The organism is Methanococcoides sp. NM1, assembly GCF_900774285.1.
Taxonomy (GTDB): domain Archaea; phylum Halobacteriota; class Methanosarcinia; order Methanosarcinales; family Methanosarcinaceae; genus Methanococcoides; species Methanococcoides vulcani.
In genome coordinates, this window is sequence record NZ_CAAGTW010000012.1 from 1 (window position 1) to 19,087 (window position 19,087).

21 protein-coding genes and 1 rRNA gene are annotated in these 19,087 nt (G+C 44.6%); 14 read left to right on the plus strand and 8 right to left on the minus strand.

The features are described 5' to 3' along the window. From rrf to E7X56_RS10835, 4 genes are all read left to right on the plus strand, one after another. Positions 1-92 (plus strand): 5S ribosomal RNA (gene rrf, locus E7X56_RS10820); the annotation flags it as partial. Between the two features lie 171 nt (positions 93-263). Then, positions 264-638: a hypothetical protein gene (locus tag E7X56_RS10825; RefSeq protein ID WP_135606765.1), complete on the plus strand. Its 375-nt coding sequence runs from the start codon at positions 264-266 to the stop codon at positions 636-638. Between the two features lie 4 nt (positions 639-642). Then, positions 643-1,518 (plus strand): UbiA family prenyltransferase, encoded by an 876-nt coding sequence (locus E7X56_RS10830; RefSeq protein ID WP_135606766.1) that lies wholly within the window; start codon positions 643-645, stop codon positions 1,516-1,518. A gap of 62 nt (positions 1,519-1,580) precedes the next feature. Further along, positions 1,581-3,008 (plus strand): dihydrolipoyl dehydrogenase, encoded by a 1,428-nt coding sequence (locus E7X56_RS10835; RefSeq protein WP_135606767.1) that lies wholly within the window; start codon positions 1,581-1,583, stop codon positions 3,006-3,008. A 52-nt stretch (positions 3,009-3,060) separates the two neighbouring features. Here the strand turns inward: E7X56_RS10835 and E7X56_RS10840 are convergent, their stop codons facing one another. The 4 genes from E7X56_RS10840 to E7X56_RS10855 form a co-directional block, all read right to left on the minus strand. Continuing rightward, positions 3,061-3,411, minus strand: coding sequence for a nascent polypeptide-associated complex protein (locus tag E7X56_RS10840; protein WP_091689143.1), 351 nt, complete (start codon positions 3,409-3,411; stop codon positions 3,061-3,063). 59 nt (positions 3,412-3,470) lie between these two features. Next, positions 3,471-3,794 (minus strand): iron-sulfur cluster assembly accessory protein, encoded by a 324-nt coding sequence (locus tag E7X56_RS10845; protein ID WP_135606768.1) that lies wholly within the window; start codon positions 3,792-3,794, stop codon positions 3,471-3,473. A 105-nt stretch (positions 3,795-3,899) separates the two neighbouring features. Continuing rightward, positions 3,900-5,108 carry a hypothetical protein gene (locus tag E7X56_RS10850; protein ID WP_135606769.1) on the minus strand — a complete coding sequence of 403 codons (1,209 nt, stop codon included), beginning with the start codon at positions 5,106-5,108 and terminating at the stop codon, positions 3,900-3,902. Positions 5,109-5,161: 53 nt separating this feature from the next. Continuing rightward, positions 5,162-5,926, minus strand: coding sequence for an RAD55 family ATPase (locus E7X56_RS10855; RefSeq protein WP_135606770.1), 765 nt, complete (start codon positions 5,924-5,926; stop codon positions 5,162-5,164). A gap of 124 nt (positions 5,927-6,050) precedes the next feature. Between E7X56_RS10855 and hisI the strand changes: the two genes are divergently transcribed. From hisI to E7X56_RS10875, 4 genes are all read left to right on the plus strand, one after another. After that, the gene (gene hisI / locus E7X56_RS10860; RefSeq protein WP_135606771.1) at positions 6,051-6,416 is read left to right on the plus strand and encodes a phosphoribosyl-AMP cyclohydrolase; all 366 of its coding nucleotides are present in this window, start codon (positions 6,051-6,053) and stop codon (positions 6,414-6,416) included. A 115-nt stretch (positions 6,417-6,531) separates the two neighbouring features. Continuing rightward, complete coding sequence (locus E7X56_RS10865; protein ID WP_135606772.1) at positions 6,532-8,379, plus strand: PINc/VapC family ATPase; 1,848 nt, start codon at positions 6,532-6,534, stop codon at positions 8,377-8,379. 205 nt (positions 8,380-8,584) lie between these two features. Further along, positions 8,585-9,880: a UDP-glucose/GDP-mannose dehydrogenase family protein gene (locus E7X56_RS10870; protein ID WP_135606773.1), complete on the plus strand. Its 1,296-nt coding sequence runs from the start codon at positions 8,585-8,587 to the stop codon at positions 9,878-9,880. 5 nt (positions 9,881-9,885) lie between these two features. After that, positions 9,886-10,428 (plus strand): hypothetical protein, encoded by a 543-nt coding sequence (locus tag E7X56_RS10875; protein WP_135606774.1) that lies wholly within the window; start codon positions 9,886-9,888, stop codon positions 10,426-10,428. Positions 10,429-10,483: 55 nt separating this feature from the next. Here E7X56_RS10875 and E7X56_RS10880 read toward each other — a convergent pair whose 3' ends face one another. Next, the gene (locus E7X56_RS10880; RefSeq protein WP_135606775.1) at positions 10,484-10,930 is read right to left on the minus strand and encodes a carboxypeptidase regulatory-like domain-containing protein; all 447 of its coding nucleotides are present in this window, start codon (positions 10,928-10,930) and stop codon (positions 10,484-10,486) included. Positions 10,931-10,954: 24 nt separating this feature from the next. Further along, positions 10,955-11,437, minus strand: coding sequence for a carboxypeptidase regulatory-like domain-containing protein (locus E7X56_RS10885; RefSeq protein WP_135606776.1), 483 nt, complete (start codon positions 11,435-11,437; stop codon positions 10,955-10,957). A gap of 422 nt (positions 11,438-11,859) precedes the next feature. Here E7X56_RS10885 and E7X56_RS11860 point away from each other — a divergent pair, with 422 nt between their 5' ends. The 5 genes from E7X56_RS11860 (at position 11,860) to E7X56_RS10905 (ending at position 14,705) form a co-directional block, all read left to right on the plus strand. Beyond that, positions 11,860-12,003 (plus strand): hypothetical protein, encoded by a 144-nt coding sequence (locus E7X56_RS11860; protein WP_167879531.1) that lies wholly within the window; start codon positions 11,860-11,862, stop codon positions 12,001-12,003. Continuing rightward, entirely contained in the window at positions 11,984-12,307 is a 324-nt protein-coding gene (locus E7X56_RS10890) for a hypothetical protein (protein WP_135606777.1), read from the plus strand. The genes E7X56_RS11860 and E7X56_RS10890 overlap by 20 nt, the downstream gene beginning before the upstream one ends. A 90-nt stretch (positions 12,308-12,397) precedes the next feature. After that, a complete protein-coding gene (locus tag E7X56_RS10895; protein WP_135606778.1) occupies positions 12,398-12,586 on the plus strand; it encodes a hypothetical protein in 189 nt (62 codons plus the stop codon). A gap of 170 nt (positions 12,587-12,756) precedes the next feature. Further along, positions 12,757-13,365 (plus strand): imidazole glycerol phosphate synthase subunit HisH, encoded by a 609-nt coding sequence (gene hisH / locus E7X56_RS10900; RefSeq protein WP_135606779.1) that lies wholly within the window; start codon positions 12,757-12,759, stop codon positions 13,363-13,365. Between the two features lie 17 nt (positions 13,366-13,382). Then, positions 13,383-14,705, plus strand: a complete 1,323-nt coding sequence (locus tag E7X56_RS10905) for an AIR synthase-related protein (RefSeq protein WP_135606780.1) — start codon at positions 13,383-13,385, stop codon at positions 14,703-14,705. A gap of 21 nt (positions 14,706-14,726) precedes the next feature. On the opposite strand, the gene E7X56_RS10910 is transcribed toward E7X56_RS10905, so the two are convergent. Together E7X56_RS10910 and E7X56_RS10915 are read right to left on the minus strand one after the other, a co-directional pair. Beyond that, the gene (locus tag E7X56_RS10910) at positions 14,727-16,022 is read right to left on the minus strand and encodes a nodulation protein NfeD (RefSeq protein ID WP_135606781.1); all 1,296 of its coding nucleotides are present in this window, start codon (positions 16,020-16,022) and stop codon (positions 14,727-14,729) included. Between the two features lie 20 nt (positions 16,023-16,042). Continuing rightward, on the minus strand, positions 16,043-16,801 hold the full coding sequence (locus E7X56_RS10915) for a slipin family protein (protein WP_135606782.1): 759 nt from the start codon (positions 16,799-16,801) through the stop codon (positions 16,043-16,045). Positions 16,802-16,914: 113 nt separating this feature from the next. Between E7X56_RS10915 and E7X56_RS10920 the strand changes: the two genes are divergently transcribed. Beyond that, positions 16,915-19,038, plus strand: coding sequence for a DHH family phosphoesterase (locus tag E7X56_RS10920; protein ID WP_135606783.1), 2,124 nt, complete (start codon positions 16,915-16,917; stop codon positions 19,036-19,038). Positions 19,039-19,087 lie beyond the last annotated feature (49 nt).

Genomic DNA, 19,087 nt, shown 5'->3' on the forward strand with positions numbered 1-19,087 from the left:
GTTCCCATTCCGAACACAGAAGATAAGCCTGCCCACGTTGTTTACTGTACTGAGGTACGAGAGTCCTCGGGAAATCTGCGTCGCTGCTGTGCTCACTCTATTACCCTTTTTCTTTAACTGATTTTAACTTACTAGTTTTTACTTTGCTGTTCTGATATGTTTTTATTCATGATCACAATTTATAGATTCGAATTGCTATAATGTTCAAACTTATATCCTATTGAGCCCTAAATTCTTAATAATAGGGATATCTGGGGATTTCTATGAGTAAAGTTTCAATAGTTTTTGTATATAATGCAGACAGTGGCCTGGTCAATGAAATGAAAGATTATGTTCATAAAATTATGTCACCATCGAAATATGAATGTAATCTGTGTGCCATCACCTATGGTAATACAGGTATGAAAAGTGAATGGAGATCCTTTGTAGATGATCTGCCCGTACCTGTGATCTTTTTGCACAAGGATGAATTCGATAAAGAATATAATTATCCGGGGGCTTCATTCCCATGTGCATATCTTGAAAAGGACCACAGGCTTAACCTACTGATCACGTCTGATGAAATAAATGATTGCAGCGACCTTGAAGATATGAAAGCTCTTGTCAATGACAAACTGAAGTTCATTGCAGGAAATTGATCCCATGGTCTCTTTTACTGAGAAGCTTCAGGCCTTCTTAGCTTTGACAAGGTTCGAAAACTCCTTTTTTGGCATGTTCTCCGTGATCCTTTCAGGCATTCTGTCAATGGATTTTTTTGGAAATGGTACTGAATATGTGACAGCAGCAGTGGTTTCCATCTTCCTGTTCATGGGTTCCTTTTCCATAAACGATTACTTCGATCATCTGGTAGACATTGCAAACAACAGGAAGGACCGACCTATTGTTACAGGTGCAATATCACGCAACACTGCACTTCAGGTAGCTATTGGCTGCATGCTTCTGGCATTTTTAATATCGTTGAAGCTGGGTGAATTTGTTTCTTTGTTCATAGGCTTCAATATTCTGCTATCGATATTCTATAGTAGCCACATGAAAAAAGTTATTCTGCTGAAGAACATATCCATTGCTTATTGTTTCATGGCGACCATTATTTTTGGTACCATCGTGGTGGATATTGTAGTAGAACCACTGGTGCAGTTCTACATCTTAATGGCATTTCTGGTAGGCATCGCCTTTGAGATAATGGCAGATATTTCTGATATGGAAGGAGATATGCAACACCGTATACAGACAATAGCATGGCGTGTTTCTCCACGTTCTGCAGCTATAATTTCTTCTGTGATCTTCTCAGTTGTCTTTATGCTTGACCCTCTTCCCTATTTCATAAATCTGCATCCAAATCTTGTCCATGATACTCTATTCCTTTTGTTGATCGTGCCGGTAGCAGTTGCTTATTTATTCATTTCCAGATCATTGATGCGTGACCAGTCAAAGAACAACGTATTGAAATTGAGATCAAGAACAATAGCACTGATGCAAATAGGTTCGCTGGTTTACCTGATAGGATTCCTTGTCTGAAACAGCATCATATAATAATGAAACAGGTATAATATCTCTTATACGTAATTTTGGGTGTACAAATGAAAGAATATGATCTTATAGTGATAGGCAGCGGTTCAGGGATGAACTATGTTGGCTTGATGATGCAAGAGAACCCGGAGATGAAAGTAGCTATTATAGACAAGGATAATCCCGGAGGAATCTGTCTTACAAGAGGTTGTATCCCATCCAAGATGCTGCTCTATCCTGCAGAACTTGTAAGGGAGATCGGAAGGTCAAAAGAATTTGGTATTGATGCTGAGATCAAGAGCATCGATTTCAGTTTCATCATGGATAAAATGCGTTTTTCTATAGGTAAGGACATTGAGATGATCCACAACGGCCTTTCATCCAGTCCTAAAATGGACTACTACGAGGACACTGTAGAATTCATTGAACCCTATATTCTTAAAGTTGGGGATGAGACGATCACTTCAAAGATGATATACCTGAGCATAGGTTCAAAACCTATGATACCTCCGATCAAAGGTCTGGATGATCTTGGTTATCTCACAAGTGACACAGTTCTGGACCTTACTTTATTGCCGAAAAGTCTTGCTATCATAGGGGGTGGCTATATCGCTGCCGAATACGGTCATTTCTTCTCTGCCATGGGGTCCGATGTAACTATAATAGGTCGCAGTCCCAGAATTATCACTCAGGAAGAACCGGAGATCAGTGAGCTTGCAAGAAAAAAAATGGAAGACCATATCTCTATAATCACCGATCATGAAGTTGCTGAAGTTCAGGCATCAGGCAATCAGAAGAAGATCCTTGCAAAAAACAGGCAGACAGGTGAAGAGATAGAGATACTGGCCGATGAGATTCTTGTGGCTACCGGCAGAAGTCCGAATACCGATATCCTTCATCCTGAAAAAGGAAATATTGAGACCGATGAGAGGGGCTGGATCAAGGTCAATGATCATCTGGAGACAAGCTGTCCCAATGTCTGGGCTTTTGGTGATGCCAATGGTAAATATCTTTTCAAGCATGTCGGTAATTATGAGTCTACAGTGGTTTACCAGAACTCTGCGCTCAACGGTGATGTGAAAGTTGACTATCATGCAGTGCCTCATGCTATCTTTTCCTATCCGGAGATCGCCGGGGTCGGAATGGGAGAAGCAGAGGCCGTGGAACATTATGGAAAAGGGAACATTTCGATTGGGTTCCAGAGGTTCGAAGATACTGGTAAAGGTATGGCAATGGCTCTTGATGATTATTTTGTAAAGGTCATACTGGATAATTCCACTAACGTTCTTCTTGGTGCACACATCATCGGACCACAGGCCTCCGTTCTTATCCATCAGATGATTACCCTCATGAACACCCCGGGAGCGAATGTAGGTCCTATCGTTCACGGAATGGATATCCACCCATCCCTGAGCGAGGTTGTCAAACGTGCATTTTACTCAAGGATACCTGTTGAGGAATATCACTCAGTACTCAAGGAACTATCACTTGAAAGCTAACGCTGTTTAGCTTTTATCATTTTATTTTTCAAAAAAAGGTTTTAAAAAAGAATTACGAAGACAAGGCGAGGATAGCCTCTGCCAGATCTCCGTTAGCATTTTTGAGAGCTTCAAGGGCAGCTTCTTCGCTTGCACCGGTCTGCTCTGCCACAAGCCTGACATCATCTTCAGGGATGACGACCTCACGTGGCACATCCACAGGAGTACCTGTTACCTGATAGGTATCAACTCCCTGTGCATTCATTATGCTGACGCTTGCATCATTAAATACTATATCCTTATCTGCGGTTCTTATGATGACCTGTTCCACATCTTCTATCTCATCGATGTTGATGCCCATCTGTTTCATCATCTGTTTGACCTTTTTCGGGTTCATGCCCCGTCCGCCCATACCTGGAATCATTTGATCACCTTTTAATTACTACCGCGTAGGATGGTATTACTCAATTAAATACCTTGTTCTTAATGGCAACTGCCACCGCAGCTGCTGCATCCGCCTGCAGCCATTGGGTTATCGATGATGAAGCCTTTGCCACCATCTGTGTCAATGTAATCGATGGTTGCCTTGTCCAGCTGTTCGCTGATGTCCGTGCCCATAACGATCTTGATCTCCTTGCTTTCGACTGTGAGATCTTCATCACTGATCTCGTTGTCGAGTGCCATTCCATACTGGATACCGCTGCATCCCATACCTGCAACAAATATTCTCAATGCATGGTCCTGTTTGTCTTCAGCTTCGAGCAATGCTTTCAATTCTGTTGCAGCAACGTCTGTAATTTCGATCATTCTTTGTCACTCCATTTTTTTTGGTAAATTTCTAAAGCCAGTAAATGCGTTGGTCTCTATATACAGTTTTCGTATACATATGTTCGCGTAGCCACGAACAAATATTCACATGAACTCTACATCATCATCTACAGGATTGGTCAGTATTTCCTGTGTATATGCGTTGATCTCCACAGAGTTCCTTACACCCTTTACTTCCCATATAGGCACATAGACAAGATCGATCTTGAACCTTATATCATCCAACGATGGCTTGAACATCTTATGTTCGGATATCAGTGCCTCTCCAACGACATTGTTGAAACGCACATCTTTTGTGTATTCTTCGATAATGTTTGATATTAGCGTGCTTTCTGCTTCCTTCTGGTCTATCATCTTGCTCTTGATCTCATAGTTGTCATCAGGAAGTGTCACATGGTCATTTATCTGGTGTAGTTCCATCTCTTCCTTATTGCCGTTGAGGGCATTAAGACAACCCTGGCCCTGGCCGGAAATATCAATGACCTTGTTCTTGAACCTGTGTTCTGCTTTGACAGCATAGGCATAATTCCAGAAAGGTACGAACTTGAGAACAACATTATCAGGGATCCCGATTTCGGACTTTGCCATCGCTGCAGCCCTTTCTTTTTCCAATTTTATAGGTGCAGTGTGAAGGTCAAGTGTTGATGGAACTGGTTGTGGCGTTTGCCATAAAGCCTGCTGGGGCTCTGGTGCAGTTGTCACAGGTGCTTCCATATATGGTCGCTCCGGCTCCTGATAGTTTCCAACCGTGTCTGCCTGCTGCATCTCAGGGGAAGTTGCCCATATGTTGAAACCTTCCTGTTCTTCCTGTGCGGGCATCTGTGGGGCAGACGGCGTGGAAGGCTCCGCTGAAAGGGCTGATGTCCTGGAGCTTACTTCAAAGCTTCCTGAGAAACCAGTAGATGTGGATGCAGGCTGATCTGCTGTCATAGCATTGTTGTCTATATCGTAAGCCACAAGCTGGAGGTCGGTAGCATTGCCTTCAAGGTCGGCGATGACAGCTTTTCCTATCTGGAGGGATAGCTCGTCACGGTCCCATGTGATAAGACCCACATGTGTTGCATAATCGTGGAGTTCCGGCTCCATCTTCTGCATGGTGACATATAGTCCCACTCCGTCCCTGATCTGGTCTGCAAAGCTCCTGATCTGTGCAGGATCTGGCTGACCGGTAATTAAAATATAGGTTCGGTGGTCGTTTTTCTCTACGATCAGGTCCACAGTATCGGATTCTGAAACACTGTGTCCGGAAGTTGTGAATATGTTTGTCAGGAGTTCAGCAAGTTTTTCTTTCATTCTCATCAACCATTTGTTATTAACATTATCTGAATATCTCCACTACAAGACGATCAGAGAACTCTGGTCGTAGTTTCCAGTTCAATGCCTTTGTGAGTGATATTATATGAAATGGTCTTGTCAGGAGGGATCATCCCTCTCATCTTACGTATTAAAATAGTTCTCTCGATCTCGCTTCCACGCTCTTTCATGCGGAACTCGATAACCCCGTCACAAATGCTCTTGAGTCCATTTTCCACTTGCGGGTCATGTGTGCCACCGGTCATAAGGATGAGCTGCACAGCATTGGTGAGCTTTCCGATAGAGGAGATCACTTCGATAGCTTCTGTAACAGATTTCATATCGTAGGATCTCAGGAAATATGATATGGAATCGATGACCCCTCTGTACTGCCCCTGCCTCTCTTTAGAGGTAGCAGTCTTAAGCTGGTTCATCGTATCAGTGTTCTGTTTCAGGAAATCCTTAGCCGAGAGGTTGCATGTAATGCTTTTGGGCAGAACATTGCAGAACCTTAAGGTATATGCATCAACGAAGTCCATTTTTCCGTTCTCGATGTATTGTTCAATATCCCATCCGAAGGTCTTCATATCCTCAATTATTTCCTGAACCGGATGTTCAGCAGAGAAATAGTAAACTTCCTCGTTGTTCGTCAGACCGCCATATATGAACTGTTGTGCAAATAGCTCTGAGCTTGCGCCGGGTTCTGCGAGTATCAATATAGTTGTTCCCGGAGGAACTCCTCCTCCAAGCTGAACGTCAAGTCCTAGCAAACCAGTCGGTACCCTGTAGCCCCCTCTTCCATCGAAACTATAATCCATTCTTTCACCTTGATATCATATGTAAAAAAACATTATAATGAAGTTTCTATACACTATATTATTACCATTACATATTGATTCCTCTTAGTTTTTATAGTTATAGTATATCTATTAACTGATTACTATGATAGATCTTGACAATCTCAAATATGATGACAATGGTCTTATCGCGGCCATTGCACAGGACAATAATACGGGCGAAGTTCTCATGGTTGCCTACATGAACGAGGAGGCTCTTAAACTTACCATTGAGACCGGCATCGCTCACTACTGGAGTCGTAGCAGGCAAAAACTGTGGAAAAAAGGCGAAAGCTCCGGGCACATGCAGACCGTACACGAGATGCTGATAGATTGCGATATGGACGCCATCGTAATGAAGGTCGAACAGGAAGGCGGCGCATGCCACACTGGTTATCGTTCATGCTTCTACCGCAACATCGAGGGTGATGTCGTTGGTGACAAGGTCTTTAACCCCGATGAGGTCTACTGATATTTTAAGACTGATATTCTAAGGAACTATTTTTTGTTCCTTTTTTCTTTCCCTTTTCTGCTCACATTGCTTTTCTGTCATTTGTGTTAAATAGTTTTGAACGGTAGTTCTGTTTATGGAAAATAAAGAGATAACAAGGATAGTTCCGGATACAAGTGTTATTATTGATGGTCTTGTATCCGAAATGATCGTTGCAGGGGATTATGAGGGGGCTGAGATATTCATTCCTGAGGCCATGGTAGCAGAACTGGAATCCCAGGCAAATCGTGGTCTCGAGATCGGCAATAAAGGTCTGGATGAGCTAAAGCAGCTTCAGGAACTGGCAAAAGAGGGTATGGTCGATATATCTTTTACAGGTGAGCGGCCGACCATCGAAGAGAGGAAGTATGCTAAAGAGGGTGCAGTGGACGCGATTATCCGTTCATGCGCTGAAGAGCTGGACGCTACTTTTGTGACAGGGGACAGGGTGCAGTACGACGTTGCTGTGGCAAAGGGAATGGATGTGGATTACCTTCCTCCTAAAAAAGCCGAGTTCATGACTCTGCATATTGAGGATTTCTTTACTGATGATACAATGTCCGTGCATCTGAAGAACAAGGTAGTCCCAATGGGCAAGCGCGGTTCCATCAGGAATGTGGAGTTTGTTGAGATCAGGGATACCCCATGCACTTCAGGTGAGCTGAAAGAGATCACCCGTGAGCTTCTTGAGCGAGCACGAGCTGACCCGGAATCCTTCATCGAAATGTCGCTTAACGGTGCTACCGTATTGCAGATACGCGATATGCGAATAGCTATCTCGAACCCTCCATTTTCAGATGATGTAGAGATCACGGCAGTACGTCCTGTGGCATCGGTAAAGCTGGATGAGTACCGTCTGGGTGACAAGCTCAAGGAGAGGATACTGGGACAGAGAGGAATTCTGATCTCAGGTCCACCAGGAGCGGGCAAATCCACATTCGGGGCAGGAGTTGCTACTTTCCTGCATGAGCACAATTATGTGGTGAAGACAATGGAGTCCCCAAGGGACCTGCAGGTTCCCAGGGAGATCACACAATATGCTCCTCTTGAAGGAAGCATGGAAAAGACAGCAGATGTGCTGTTGCTTGTAAGACCTGACTATACTATCTACGATGAAGTGCGAAAGACCCGTGATTTCGAGATATTTGCGGACATGAGACTTGCGGGTGTCGGCATGATCGGTGTTGTGCACGCCAACCGTGCGATCGATGCTGTACAGAGGCTCCTTGGCAGGGTGGAGCTCGGTGTTATTCCACAGGTCGTTGATACTGTCATCTTTATTGACAAAGGAGAGGTTGCCCAGGTCCAGACCCTTGAGTTCACCGTGAAAGTGCCATCCGGAATGATGGAAAATGATCTTGCAAGACCTGTTATCGTTGTTTCTGACTTTGAGACCTCAACTCCTGAATTTGAGATATACACCTTCGGCGAGCAGGTCGTCGTCATGCCGACATCCAAATCAACAGGCAGGAAACCGGTCTGGGGTCTTGCGGAAGGTGAGATAAGGGATGTTGTCCAGCGCTATACCAGCGGTCCTGTTGAGGTAGAGATGGTCTCCGACACAAGTGCTGTCGTAAAGGTTTTCGAGAAGGAGATCTCGAAGGTGATCGGCAAAAGTGGTGCGGTAATTAATGAGATCGAGAAGATCGTAGGTGTCCATATTGATGTACGTGAGCTTAAAGAGCAAGGCCGCAAGAACAAGGATGAGGACCGATTCTCAGGAAGCTCCTATCGTCCTACTGTCGAGCACACAAAGAAACATGTGATCCTGAACGTTCCTGAGATAGCTTCACAGGATGTCGAGATATATGCAGGTGAAAGTTACCTTTTCACTGCAACAGTTGGTCGTCATGGCGATGTCAAGGTCCGGAGTAATTCTGCGATTGCTCACAGTATAATGGATGCTGTGGATGACGGGGAACCGATCCTTGTGAAAATTTTGTGACATTAAAAGAAAAGGGTTTGCAGAGGGCTTATTTCCTCCGCAAACATCAGTTATTTTTTATTTTGATCTTAGACTTTAGACCCCAGAATCATCCATGTGCATACGTTTCTATGGTTAAAGGGTTATACTGAAAGGAGTAGTCTGGTTGCAAAACCATTATTATAATATACATCCTCTACAACTTTATTAAACAGGAGTGATTTTTATGAAGGTATCTATTATTGGATCAGGTTATGTTGGTTCAGTTACAGCTGCGTGTTTTGCAGAACTTGGGCATGAGGTCATATGCATCGATATTGACGAAAAAAAAGTGCAAATGATCAATGATGGCATCCCTCCTATCTGGGAGGAAGGTCTTGGGGACCTGATGGCAAAACATGCGGAGAAGAACCTTATAGCAACATCTGATTATGATTATGCTGTACAGAACTCGGATGTGTCGTTTATCTGCGTGGGAACCCCTTCCAACGAGCATGGTAATATTGACCTGTCAATTGTGGGTGCGGCCTGCAAGAGCCTTGGCATGGCAATGGCAAAAAAAGACGGCTTCCACATTGTGGTCGTCAAAAGTACAGTGGTTCCACAAACGACTGAAAACACAGTTCTTCCTTTACTTGAGGAACATTCAGACAAGGTTGCAGGCAAGGACTTCGGTGTTGCCATGAACCCTGAGTTCCTGAGAGAAGGCAAGGCTGTTTATGATTTCATGAATCCTGATAAGATCGTCATTGGTAGCATTGATGAAAGAACAGGGGCTCTTGTTTCTGAGTTGTATCGGGATCTGGATTGCGAGGTCACAAGGACCACTCCTCGTACTGCTGAGATGATCAAGTACGTGAACAATTCTTTCCTTGCTACAAAGATCTCGTTTTCCAATGAGATCGGTAATATCTGCAAGCGTCTGGGAATCGATACGTATGAGGTAATGAATGCTGTAGGTGCGGATTTCCGTATATCTGAGTATTTCCTGAACTCAGGTGCCGGTTTTGGTGGTTCGTGCTTCCCCAAGGATGTGCGTGCACTTATCGGCAAAGCAAAGGGAATTGATTATTATCCTTCTCTCCTTGAATCCGTTATTGAAGTGAACGAGCTGCAGCCGATGCAGATGGTAGAGCTTCTTGAAAAGCATGCAGGAGATGTTAAAGGGAAACGAGTGGCTGTTCTGGGCCTGGCTTTCAAGAACGAAACGGATGACATTCGTGAGTCACGTTCCATTCCTGTTATAAGAAAACTTCTGGAGCTTGGGGCTGATGTGACTGCATATGACCCAATGGCAACGGACAACATGAAGGCATTGATCGAAAACATAAGGTACTGTGATAGTCCCGCAGAGGCACTAAAAGGTGCGATCGCATGTCTGATAATGACCGAATGGGATGAGTTCAGGGAACTCGACTCTGAATTTGCCGGTATGAAGAACAAGGTAGTGATCGATGGCAGGAAGATGATCGATCCTGAAAAGCTCGAAGAGGACATTGTTTACGAAGGTCTTTGCTGGTGAGTTCTATGAGTGGGGGTACTACAAAAGAGGATGTCCGGGGGAGGATCGAGTCCTTTGACCAGAGTGTCAGGAGCCTTGAGAAGCGGCTTCGTGCGGTTGAAAGACGTTTGTCGGTCGAAGTGCCTGCTGAGGATGTTGCAGGTACTGTATTTGAGGTACATCAACCACAGGCGTCCGAAGATGTTCGTGCTGCAATTGAGAGCATTGACAAGTTAAAAGCAGAAATTGAAGATCTAAGATCACTGGTGGAAGGCTCACTTCGTGTGGATCTCGATAAGCTGTCCGACAAACTTGAAACATCACTTGTATCGCAGGATGAGAAACTTATGCGGATCGAAGACCGCAACAGGATAACCATCGGCTCTATCAAGATGCCTGTGGAGCTTTCAGGCATTATGGGGGCAGCACTCCTGCTTCTGACAGGAGGACTGATCTTTGCAGGCCGATGGGATATTCTCCGATCCCCTTACTTTTCGCTGGGTTTGGGGTTAGCACTCGCTGTAGCTGTTCTCGCCAAGTTCTATGTGGTCAACAGAAAGGTTGATTGATTGATCGATTGATTGATTGATTGATTGATTGATTGATTGATTGATCGAGCACTGTTCATCCACGGATAACTTTCACAAAATGCTCGTCATTATGTTCAAGATATCCATCAGCCATTGTTTTGATGGTTATATAACCCTCGCGTTTTCCGGTCGGAAGTGAGATGTTCATAAGCTGCATCAGAATCTGGCCGGAGCTATCGGTGAGGCCGCCGGAAGCAACGGTTCCGGAAGGATCTCTCAGTACAACATTGCATCCGCCTATGGCTTCTCCGTCAAAATTGGAGACGATGATCTCAATTGGACCGGAATTGGTATTTTCTCCTGACAACGTTATGCTCGTCACATTAGAAGTTGCATACATGGGTCTTGGTGCAGTGGGTGCGTTGACTATGGCTGAAACGATCACTGCAAAGCCGATCATTCCTATTATCGTCAGGACCACCATGCGTATTGGCAGGCCTATGGCTGCCTTTTCATCTTGAATAATGTTCTTATGTCTCATGTTTCAAAAATAAGGAAAGTGAGATCACTTTGTCTTGATGATCATCACTGCATTTTTCTTCTCATAATCGTAGAAACCATTCGCTGCGACCGTAAGGTCCATTGTGCCTTCATTCTGGTTAGCACCCATTTCCACCTGTGCAGCAGTTGTTACCAGTGTTGTCTCACCGTTGATGTCGGTGGTATTTGTGGCTACACCACCAAGTCCTCGCAAAACTACATTTGCATCACGGACCGGATTCCCGTCAGGGTCTGTGGCTGTGATCTTAACTATTACTGTCAGAGGGTTTTGTGCAGTGACCGCATCCACCACAATGGTGTTTCCTGCACTTGGGATATTTCCCTGAAGGCCTGCTTCATCGATGTTCACGGCCATGTTCTTTGTGGGCGGCGGGATTATTGCTATCAGTGCAGCCAGTGCGACCATCCCGACGACCAGCATGACCACGATATTGATCGGAAGCTCTATCGCTTTTTCATCATTAAAGATCTTTCTTGCGTTTTTCATTCAATCACCTATAGTAATCTGTGCCTTTTCAGGCGTTTCCCAAAGGTAAAAATCGAATATAAACTATGTTATTTTTCATAATCAAGCCAATAATTATATACTGTACTTCAACATCTCGTTAGATTAATGTACTTTTGATAGTGCCTTGTGTACAATTTTACTATTGATTTCAAGCTTCTGTATGTTGATTTTCATCGAGTAATGCTCGCATTAAGCAAAGTTGCAAAGGATTAAAGTTTAATAAAGTAACGAAATATGCAAAGCAAGACAAACCCGGGTCAAAATTAGACAAAACAAGATATATTGACACAACAGGCTTATATGCTGATAGTATATTTCAAATAGTATTAGCTAGAGATGTTATACTAGAGTGAGTAAATTCTTAGATAAATCAGGAATTTGTGGCGCAAAGGAGGAATTACATGGCAAAACCTATAGAGCTGGGGTTGTGCTTAGAGGGGAAGGATGCGAGAGAATTTTGGGAAAATGAAAAACGTACGCCTTCAGAAGAACAAATAAAAATGTTCAAAGACGCTAAAGTTATGTTTGGTAGGATTAGGTTCTAATTTGACGCATTCTATACCGCCGGATGATATTGTTATTTACCCTTTATCTGAAAGGCACAATATCTCTTCTTTTTTTTCAAGTGATCTCGACTTAAATGATTTTTTATTAAATGATGCTCTTGAAAGCCAAGAACAAAAAGTTAGTACAACTTATGTCACATATTATGAAAATAAACTAGTTGGATTCTTTACATTAACAACAGATATAATTGAAGTTAAAGATGTTGGGGCCTGTGACCGATGGACAAATTACGAGCACAAAAGGTATCCGGCAGTAAAGCTTGCACGTCTTGCAGTTGATTAGAAATTTATACGTCGAGATTTGGGAACACATATGCTCAACGCTGCTCTTGGTATTGCTTTAGAGGTTTCTAGACTGGTTGGTTGTCGATATATGACTGTAGATTCCGAAAAAGAAGCTGTCGAGTTTTACCAAAAAAAAGGCTTTTCAATTGTAGAAAAGAGTTTAAGGCGTCATAACCCAATATTATACATGAATATACCTTCTGTAATTGATGTAATGGCACCAACAGAATCATTGTCTGATTTTGAAAATGATTCTACTGATGAAGCCGAATTATAAAAAAAGTTAATTGGCGGATGTATTATCCAAATATATCTTTTCATCTTTTTTGCAGGTATTTTCAAGTAAAAATGGAATCTAAATCTGATTTTTCATAATCAAGCCAATAATTATATACTGTACTTCACCATCTCGTTAGATTGATGTACCAAAACCGTACTGTACTTCCCATGAAAAAGATAGTGATAATTGACTATGGGCTTGGCAACCTCCGCAGTGTCCAAAAAGGGCTGGAACACGCAGGTGCAGAAGTGACCATATCAAAGGAACCTGCAGACCTCGAAAGTGCTGATGGTGTCATTCTTCCGGGTGTCGGGGCTTTCTCCGATGCGATGAAGAACATTGTTCCTTTCCTTGATGGCATACACAAATACGTGGGATCCGGAAAGCCGGTCCTTGGTATTTGTCTGGGCCAGCAGATGCTCATGAGCCATTCAGAAGAAGGCGGGCTTACAGATGGACTTGATCTTGTTCCCGGCATGGTCGTCCGCTTCCCGCACAGCGAACTAAAGGTCCCGCACATGGGTTGGAACGCACTTTCCATTGAGCAGGACCATCCTTTCTACGAAGGGATCGAAGATGGTGCATTCGTTTATTTTGTACATTCATATTATGTGGATACGGATGCTTCACACACTCTTGCTTCATGTGAGTATGGCGTGAATTTTGCTGCATCGGTTGTTAATTCCACAGGCAACGTTATCGGAACACAGTTCCATCCTGAAAAAAGTGGTGATATCGGCTTGAAGATGCTCGAGAATTTTGTAGGTATGTGCTGATACTCCGGAGTGATCGAATGGATATAGAAGGCTATGCAAGAAAAGGACTTCGAAAGAATGATCCTGAACTTGAGGACAAACTGACAGAACGCATACTTGAGATAAAGGACACAACCCCCGAACATGCCCGGTCACTTGCAAAAGCAGCTATTGTAGAGGCAAAGGCCATACTTAATGTCGAAGGTGATGTACTGACATCCACTATCTCCGGTGTGAGCATGGGTGAATTTGGTGTAGGTTCCCGCGGATTGGGTGATTTCTACGCACATGAGAAGCTCGCTGAGGTCATCGGAAAGACCACTGCAGTGGTTGACACATCCCATCTTGACGATTCAGGTGCTATACTGAATGAGACCGGGGATGGGTATATAATTATTACAATTGATGGGATCCATTCCCGTCTTAGTGATTTTCCTTTCCTTGCAGGTTTCCACGTAGCCCGTGCATCCCTGCGCGATGTGTACGTAATGGGTTCCCGTCCTGTGGCGCTCCTGTCTGATATCCATGTTGCTGATGATGGTGATGTTGCCAAGATCTTTGATCATATTGCAGGAATTACCACGGTGTCCGAACTTACAGGCATCCCTCTTGTCACAGGAAGCACTCTCCGTATCGGCGGCGATATGGATATCGGTGAGCGTATGACCGGTGGTGTTGGTGCAGTGGGCACGGCCACAGACCTTACAGCCCGCATTCAGACACAGGTGGGGGATGTTATTCTTATGAGCGAGGGAGCAGGCGGAGGGACTGTTTCCACTGCAGCTCTTTACTACGAGATGCACGATGTGGTGGATGAGACCATCAACATCAAGTTCCTTGAAGCATGCGAAGCTCTGATCGCATCCGGCCTGACAAAGCATGTGCATGCAATGACCGATGTGACCAATGGTGGTATCCGTGGTGATGCAAAAGAGATCTCAAGAACCGCTGGTGTCAAGCTTGTTTTCGATGAGTCGAAGATGCGTCCGCTTGTCAATCCGAAAGTTCTCAATATGCTGGAAAAGCTGGAGATCGACTACCTTGGCGTATCACTTGATGCATTGCTTGTTATCGCTCCAAGGGAATATGCAGACGATATTATGAAGACTGGCAGGGATGCAGGCGTTGAGATCGACATCATCGGAGAAGTTGTTGAAGGCAGTGGCGCAGAGATAACGATCGATGGCGAGGTCTGTGATTTCACTCCACGCTTCAGGGAATCGGCTTACACCCCTATCAAGAAGATGATAGGGGATAAAGAGCCAAGAGACTTTGAAGAGATGAAGCGTGCAGTAGATAATGCTGCAAATGAAGCGATTGATAAAAAAAGAAAGGTCATAGAAATGATAAAAGGGAAGTGATGTTTCACTTCCTCTGAATGCTCATTCTTTTTTTACAAGGAGGAGCGGTCCTTTTTTGTCGGTGATCATTACAGTATCCCCTTCTTCCAGGTCGTCTTCTGATTTTGCTTTCCAGTATTCTCCTTTGTATCTGACAAATCCTTTTGAACCGGCATCGATCTTATCGATGGCTTCAGCAAGGTCGCCGGCAAAGTCTTCGCCGATAACCGGCTTGCGATGCCTGACCTCCAGTACTTTGTAAAATACAAATACGAACAGCAATCCCATCACAATTGTAGGTGTGACGATCGCAATTATCATCATTTGCTGTACGTCTGCAGGTGTATACCAGCGCGGGAAATCCATTGGTACCAGGAAAATGCTTCCTGCTATCAAACAGATAAGTCCCGATATTCCAAATATGCCAATTCCAGGCGCCTGCAATTCGAGAACGAACAGTATCACCCCCAGGATTATCAGGAATATAGCTGCGATATTCACATCAAAGCCCATTCCTACAAGTCCCAGTGAAATAGCTACTACTCCAAAGATCTCCGCTCCTGCACCGGGGTTTGAAATACCGATAACAATACCGTATATTCCGAGCATTATCAGTAGTGATGAGATTATCGGGTCTGAGATTATATCCATAAAGCTCAGCCTGAGAGATGGAACATAAGTATCGATGGTAGCACCACTGGTGTTCAGTTCCTTGCCCTTTATGGTTTCCCCGTCCACCTGTTCAAGGAGGTCTTCGACATCTGTAGCCACATATTCGATGACCCCTGCTTCAAGTGCATCCTCGGCATTGAGGTTGAGGTTCTCGGTGATGAACTTTTCCGCTGCGGTCTCATTACGTCCATGCTGGTTTGCTTTTTCTTTTGCAAGTGCCACAAGGGCGTTCACGATCTTGTCATCCTCAACAGGTTCTATCCCTCCTGTGGAAACAGTGACCGGCTGGGCAGATCCAATGACAGTATAGGGTGCCATTGCAGCAATGTCAGTCCCAAGAAGGATCAATGTGCCTGCAGACCATGCTTTTCCCCCGGGGTAGACATAGCCTATCACCGGAACTTCTGACTGGTCTATAGCTTCAATGATCCTGAGCGTTTCATCGACCCCGCCTCCCGGGGTATTGAGGGTTATAACAAGTGCTTCATATCCTTCCTGTTGTGCTACCAAAAGTGCATCGGCTACAAGGTCATCAGAAACCGGTGTGATCGAATCGGATATCTCCAGTACCAGAACTTTCTCTTCTGCGGAAGCGCAGGCAGGGCTTAGCAACAATATCAATGCTAAAAATAGAAAAGGAATAAGAGGTGATGGCTTTTTCAACATTTTATCACCTTCTTAAGTGTTTATTTCTTACTGAATGCTCTGGAAAGTGCAGCGATCTCACCAGTATCCGTTGAACTTGTTACTACGATGAGGTTCTTTTCACGTGCAACTTCGGCAATGGTCTGCAGTTCCCTCAGTTTGAGAGATGCAGGTACTTCCTGATAGAGCTGTGCAGCATCTTTCATCTTTTGTGCAGCCAGGAACTCACCTTCGGAAAGGATTATACGTGCACGCTTTTCCCTTTCGGCTTCTGCCTGCTTTGCAATTGCACGAAGCATGGTTTCATCAATGCTTACATCCCTGAGAGTAACGCCTGTGACCTTAATACCCCATGGGTCTGTGGAAACGTCGAGCAACTCCTGGATGTCCTTATTAATGGTCTCACGTTCAGAAAGGAGTTCATCAAGTTCGATCTGTCCGATAACGTCCCTGAGGCTCGTCTGGGAAAGCATTGCAGTTGCGAACTTGTAGTTTTCCACCTCTGTAACTGCTGCATCAGGTTCGAGGACCTTATAGTAAACAACTGCATCAACAGCAACAGTGACATTATCTTTTGTGATAACTGCCTGTTTTGGAACGTCAATAGTTACAACTCGCAGGTCAATCTTCACCACTGAATCGATGATAGGGATGATAAGGAAAAGTCCTGGTCCCTTTACTCCACTAAGTCGTCCCAGTCTGAAAATAACGACTCTTTCGTATTCTTTGACCATCTTGAGCGCTTGAGATAAGATGATAACTCCAATTACAAGTATAGGTATTATGTATTCTTCTATCATGGTAACCTCCCCCAATTTATATGGAAGAAGTTCTAATAAAAAACTATTGCTTGTGGCAGTCTTCGTATAAGCAAAGACATTAAATCTAACATAAACAATTAAGACTTGATACAATGAGAGAAGAGTGTACTGAATGTGGAGGAAAAGGATATGAAGTTCTCTCCACTGAGAAATGTCCTGAATGTAAAGGCGCGGGAAAATCAAAGTCTGTTAACCTCATGAGCCTTTCACAAAAGGACGTGAACAGTTTTTTGAAAGATGGTTCAGTTTGCCCGAAATGCGGTGGAAGCGGGGAAGTTGAAGTAAGAAAAACATGCACAGCATGCAACGGCAAAGGTGCCTTCTATAAATGTGATATCTGCGGAAAACCCATCGATGGTCCGATCAATGGAAAGGAAGCTTGCAGTACCTGTGGTAAGGTAGATATTGTTCATGTGCTGGACAATTCCTGCAATCAGGATGAGCTTGAAGTCGGGAAAATGTACCGTGCTACGGTGAACAACCTTGCGAACTTCGGTGTTTTCGTAGATCTGAATTCCAATCTTCGTGGTCTGATACACTCAAGCAACCTTAGTACCCCCCTCGAGGCAGGAGCTACTGTTATCGTTGAGGTGAAAGAGGTTCGCCGTGATGGTAAGATGGACCTGATCCCAAGGCAGGTCAAGGATTTCAACATAGTGGAAGTTGAAAAGGAAATACCTATCAGGAAGTCCATAGAGCTCGATAAGTTCATTGGTAAACTTATCAAGATCGAGGGAGAGGTCATACAGGTCAAACAGACCGGTGGTCCTACTATATTTACGATATCTGATGAGGAAGGTCTCATCTCTTGTGCAGCTTTTGAGCGTGCAGGAGAGCGGGCCTATCCGGAGATCGATTCCGACATGATAATAACCGGTACAGGCGAAGTAACATCCCGTGCTGACAGGCTCCAGGTAGAGGTCAAGAGCATGAAACGTCTCTCCGGTGCAAAGGAGGAGGCTGTCAAAAAGCGGATCGATGAAGTGCTTGACAAAAGGGCTGAACCCGCAGAGATCGAATTCCTTGTAGAAAGCGAGATACTTGAAAAGCTCAGGCCTGCAATGCGTCAGGTGACCAAGCAGATCAAGAAGGCTATAATGAGGTCAAAACCGATCCTTCTGCGCCACCATGCTGATGCTGACGGAATGACTGCAGCAGTAGCCATCGAGAGGGCTATCCTCCCGATGATCAGGGAGATAAACGGACCTGATGCAGAATACCATTATTACAAGCGTGCACCATCAAAAGCCCCCTTCTACGAAATGCCGGATGTTACCAAGGACATATCCTATGCGCTTGAAGATGCTGCCAGACATGGGCAGAAGCTTCCACTGGTTGTCATGGTGGACAATGGTTCCACAGAAGAGGACGTACCAGCCATGAGACAGGCACAGGTCTATGGCATAGACATGGTCGTCGTGGACCACCATCATCCGGATGAGATCGTTGACCAGTACCTGCTAGGTCACGTGAACCCTGCACATGTTGGCGGGGATTTCGGAATGACCGCCGGAATGCTTGCAACAGAAGTTGCACGTATGATTAATCCTGATGTGACGGATGAGATCAAGCACCTTCCGGCAATTGCTGCAGTGGGTGACCGCTCCGAAGCAGAAGAAGCAGAGGCTTATAAACAGCTGGTTGCTGACAAATATTCCCTGGAAGATCTCAAGAACATTGCACTGGCGCTTGACTTTGAAGCATACTGGCTCAAATTCAGTAGTGGCAGAGGCATTGTGGATGACCTCATGGACCTTGGCGATAAGACCAGGCATAAGAAGATTGTGAATTTGCTCTGTGAACAGGCAAATGCCATGATCGATGAGCAGTTGACCGCATGCATGCCGAACGTCAAATCCCAGGACCTGCCAAACGGTGCAGTCCTGAATGTTCTGGACGTTGAGAACTATGCACATAAGTTCACTTTCCCTGCACCAGGTAAGACTTCAGGCGAAGTGCATGATCGCATGTGCCAGAAACTTGAAGGACGTCCGGTTATCACTATCGGATACGGTCCTGATTTTGCTGTGATCCGCTCAAAAGGTGTTCTTATGAACATCCCGCAGATGGTCCGCGAGCTTCATGAGGAGATCGTAGGTGCCGGCGTTAACGGTGGCGGACACCTTGTGGTTGGAAGTATCAAGTTCGTAGAAGGAATGCGTTCTGAGGTACTCTCCAAACTGGTAGAAAAGATCGGTTCTGTGGGAGTGGAGTGAAACCTCTCCCTCATTAATTATTCTAAAAAGTTTCTTTAAAGAATTAAAA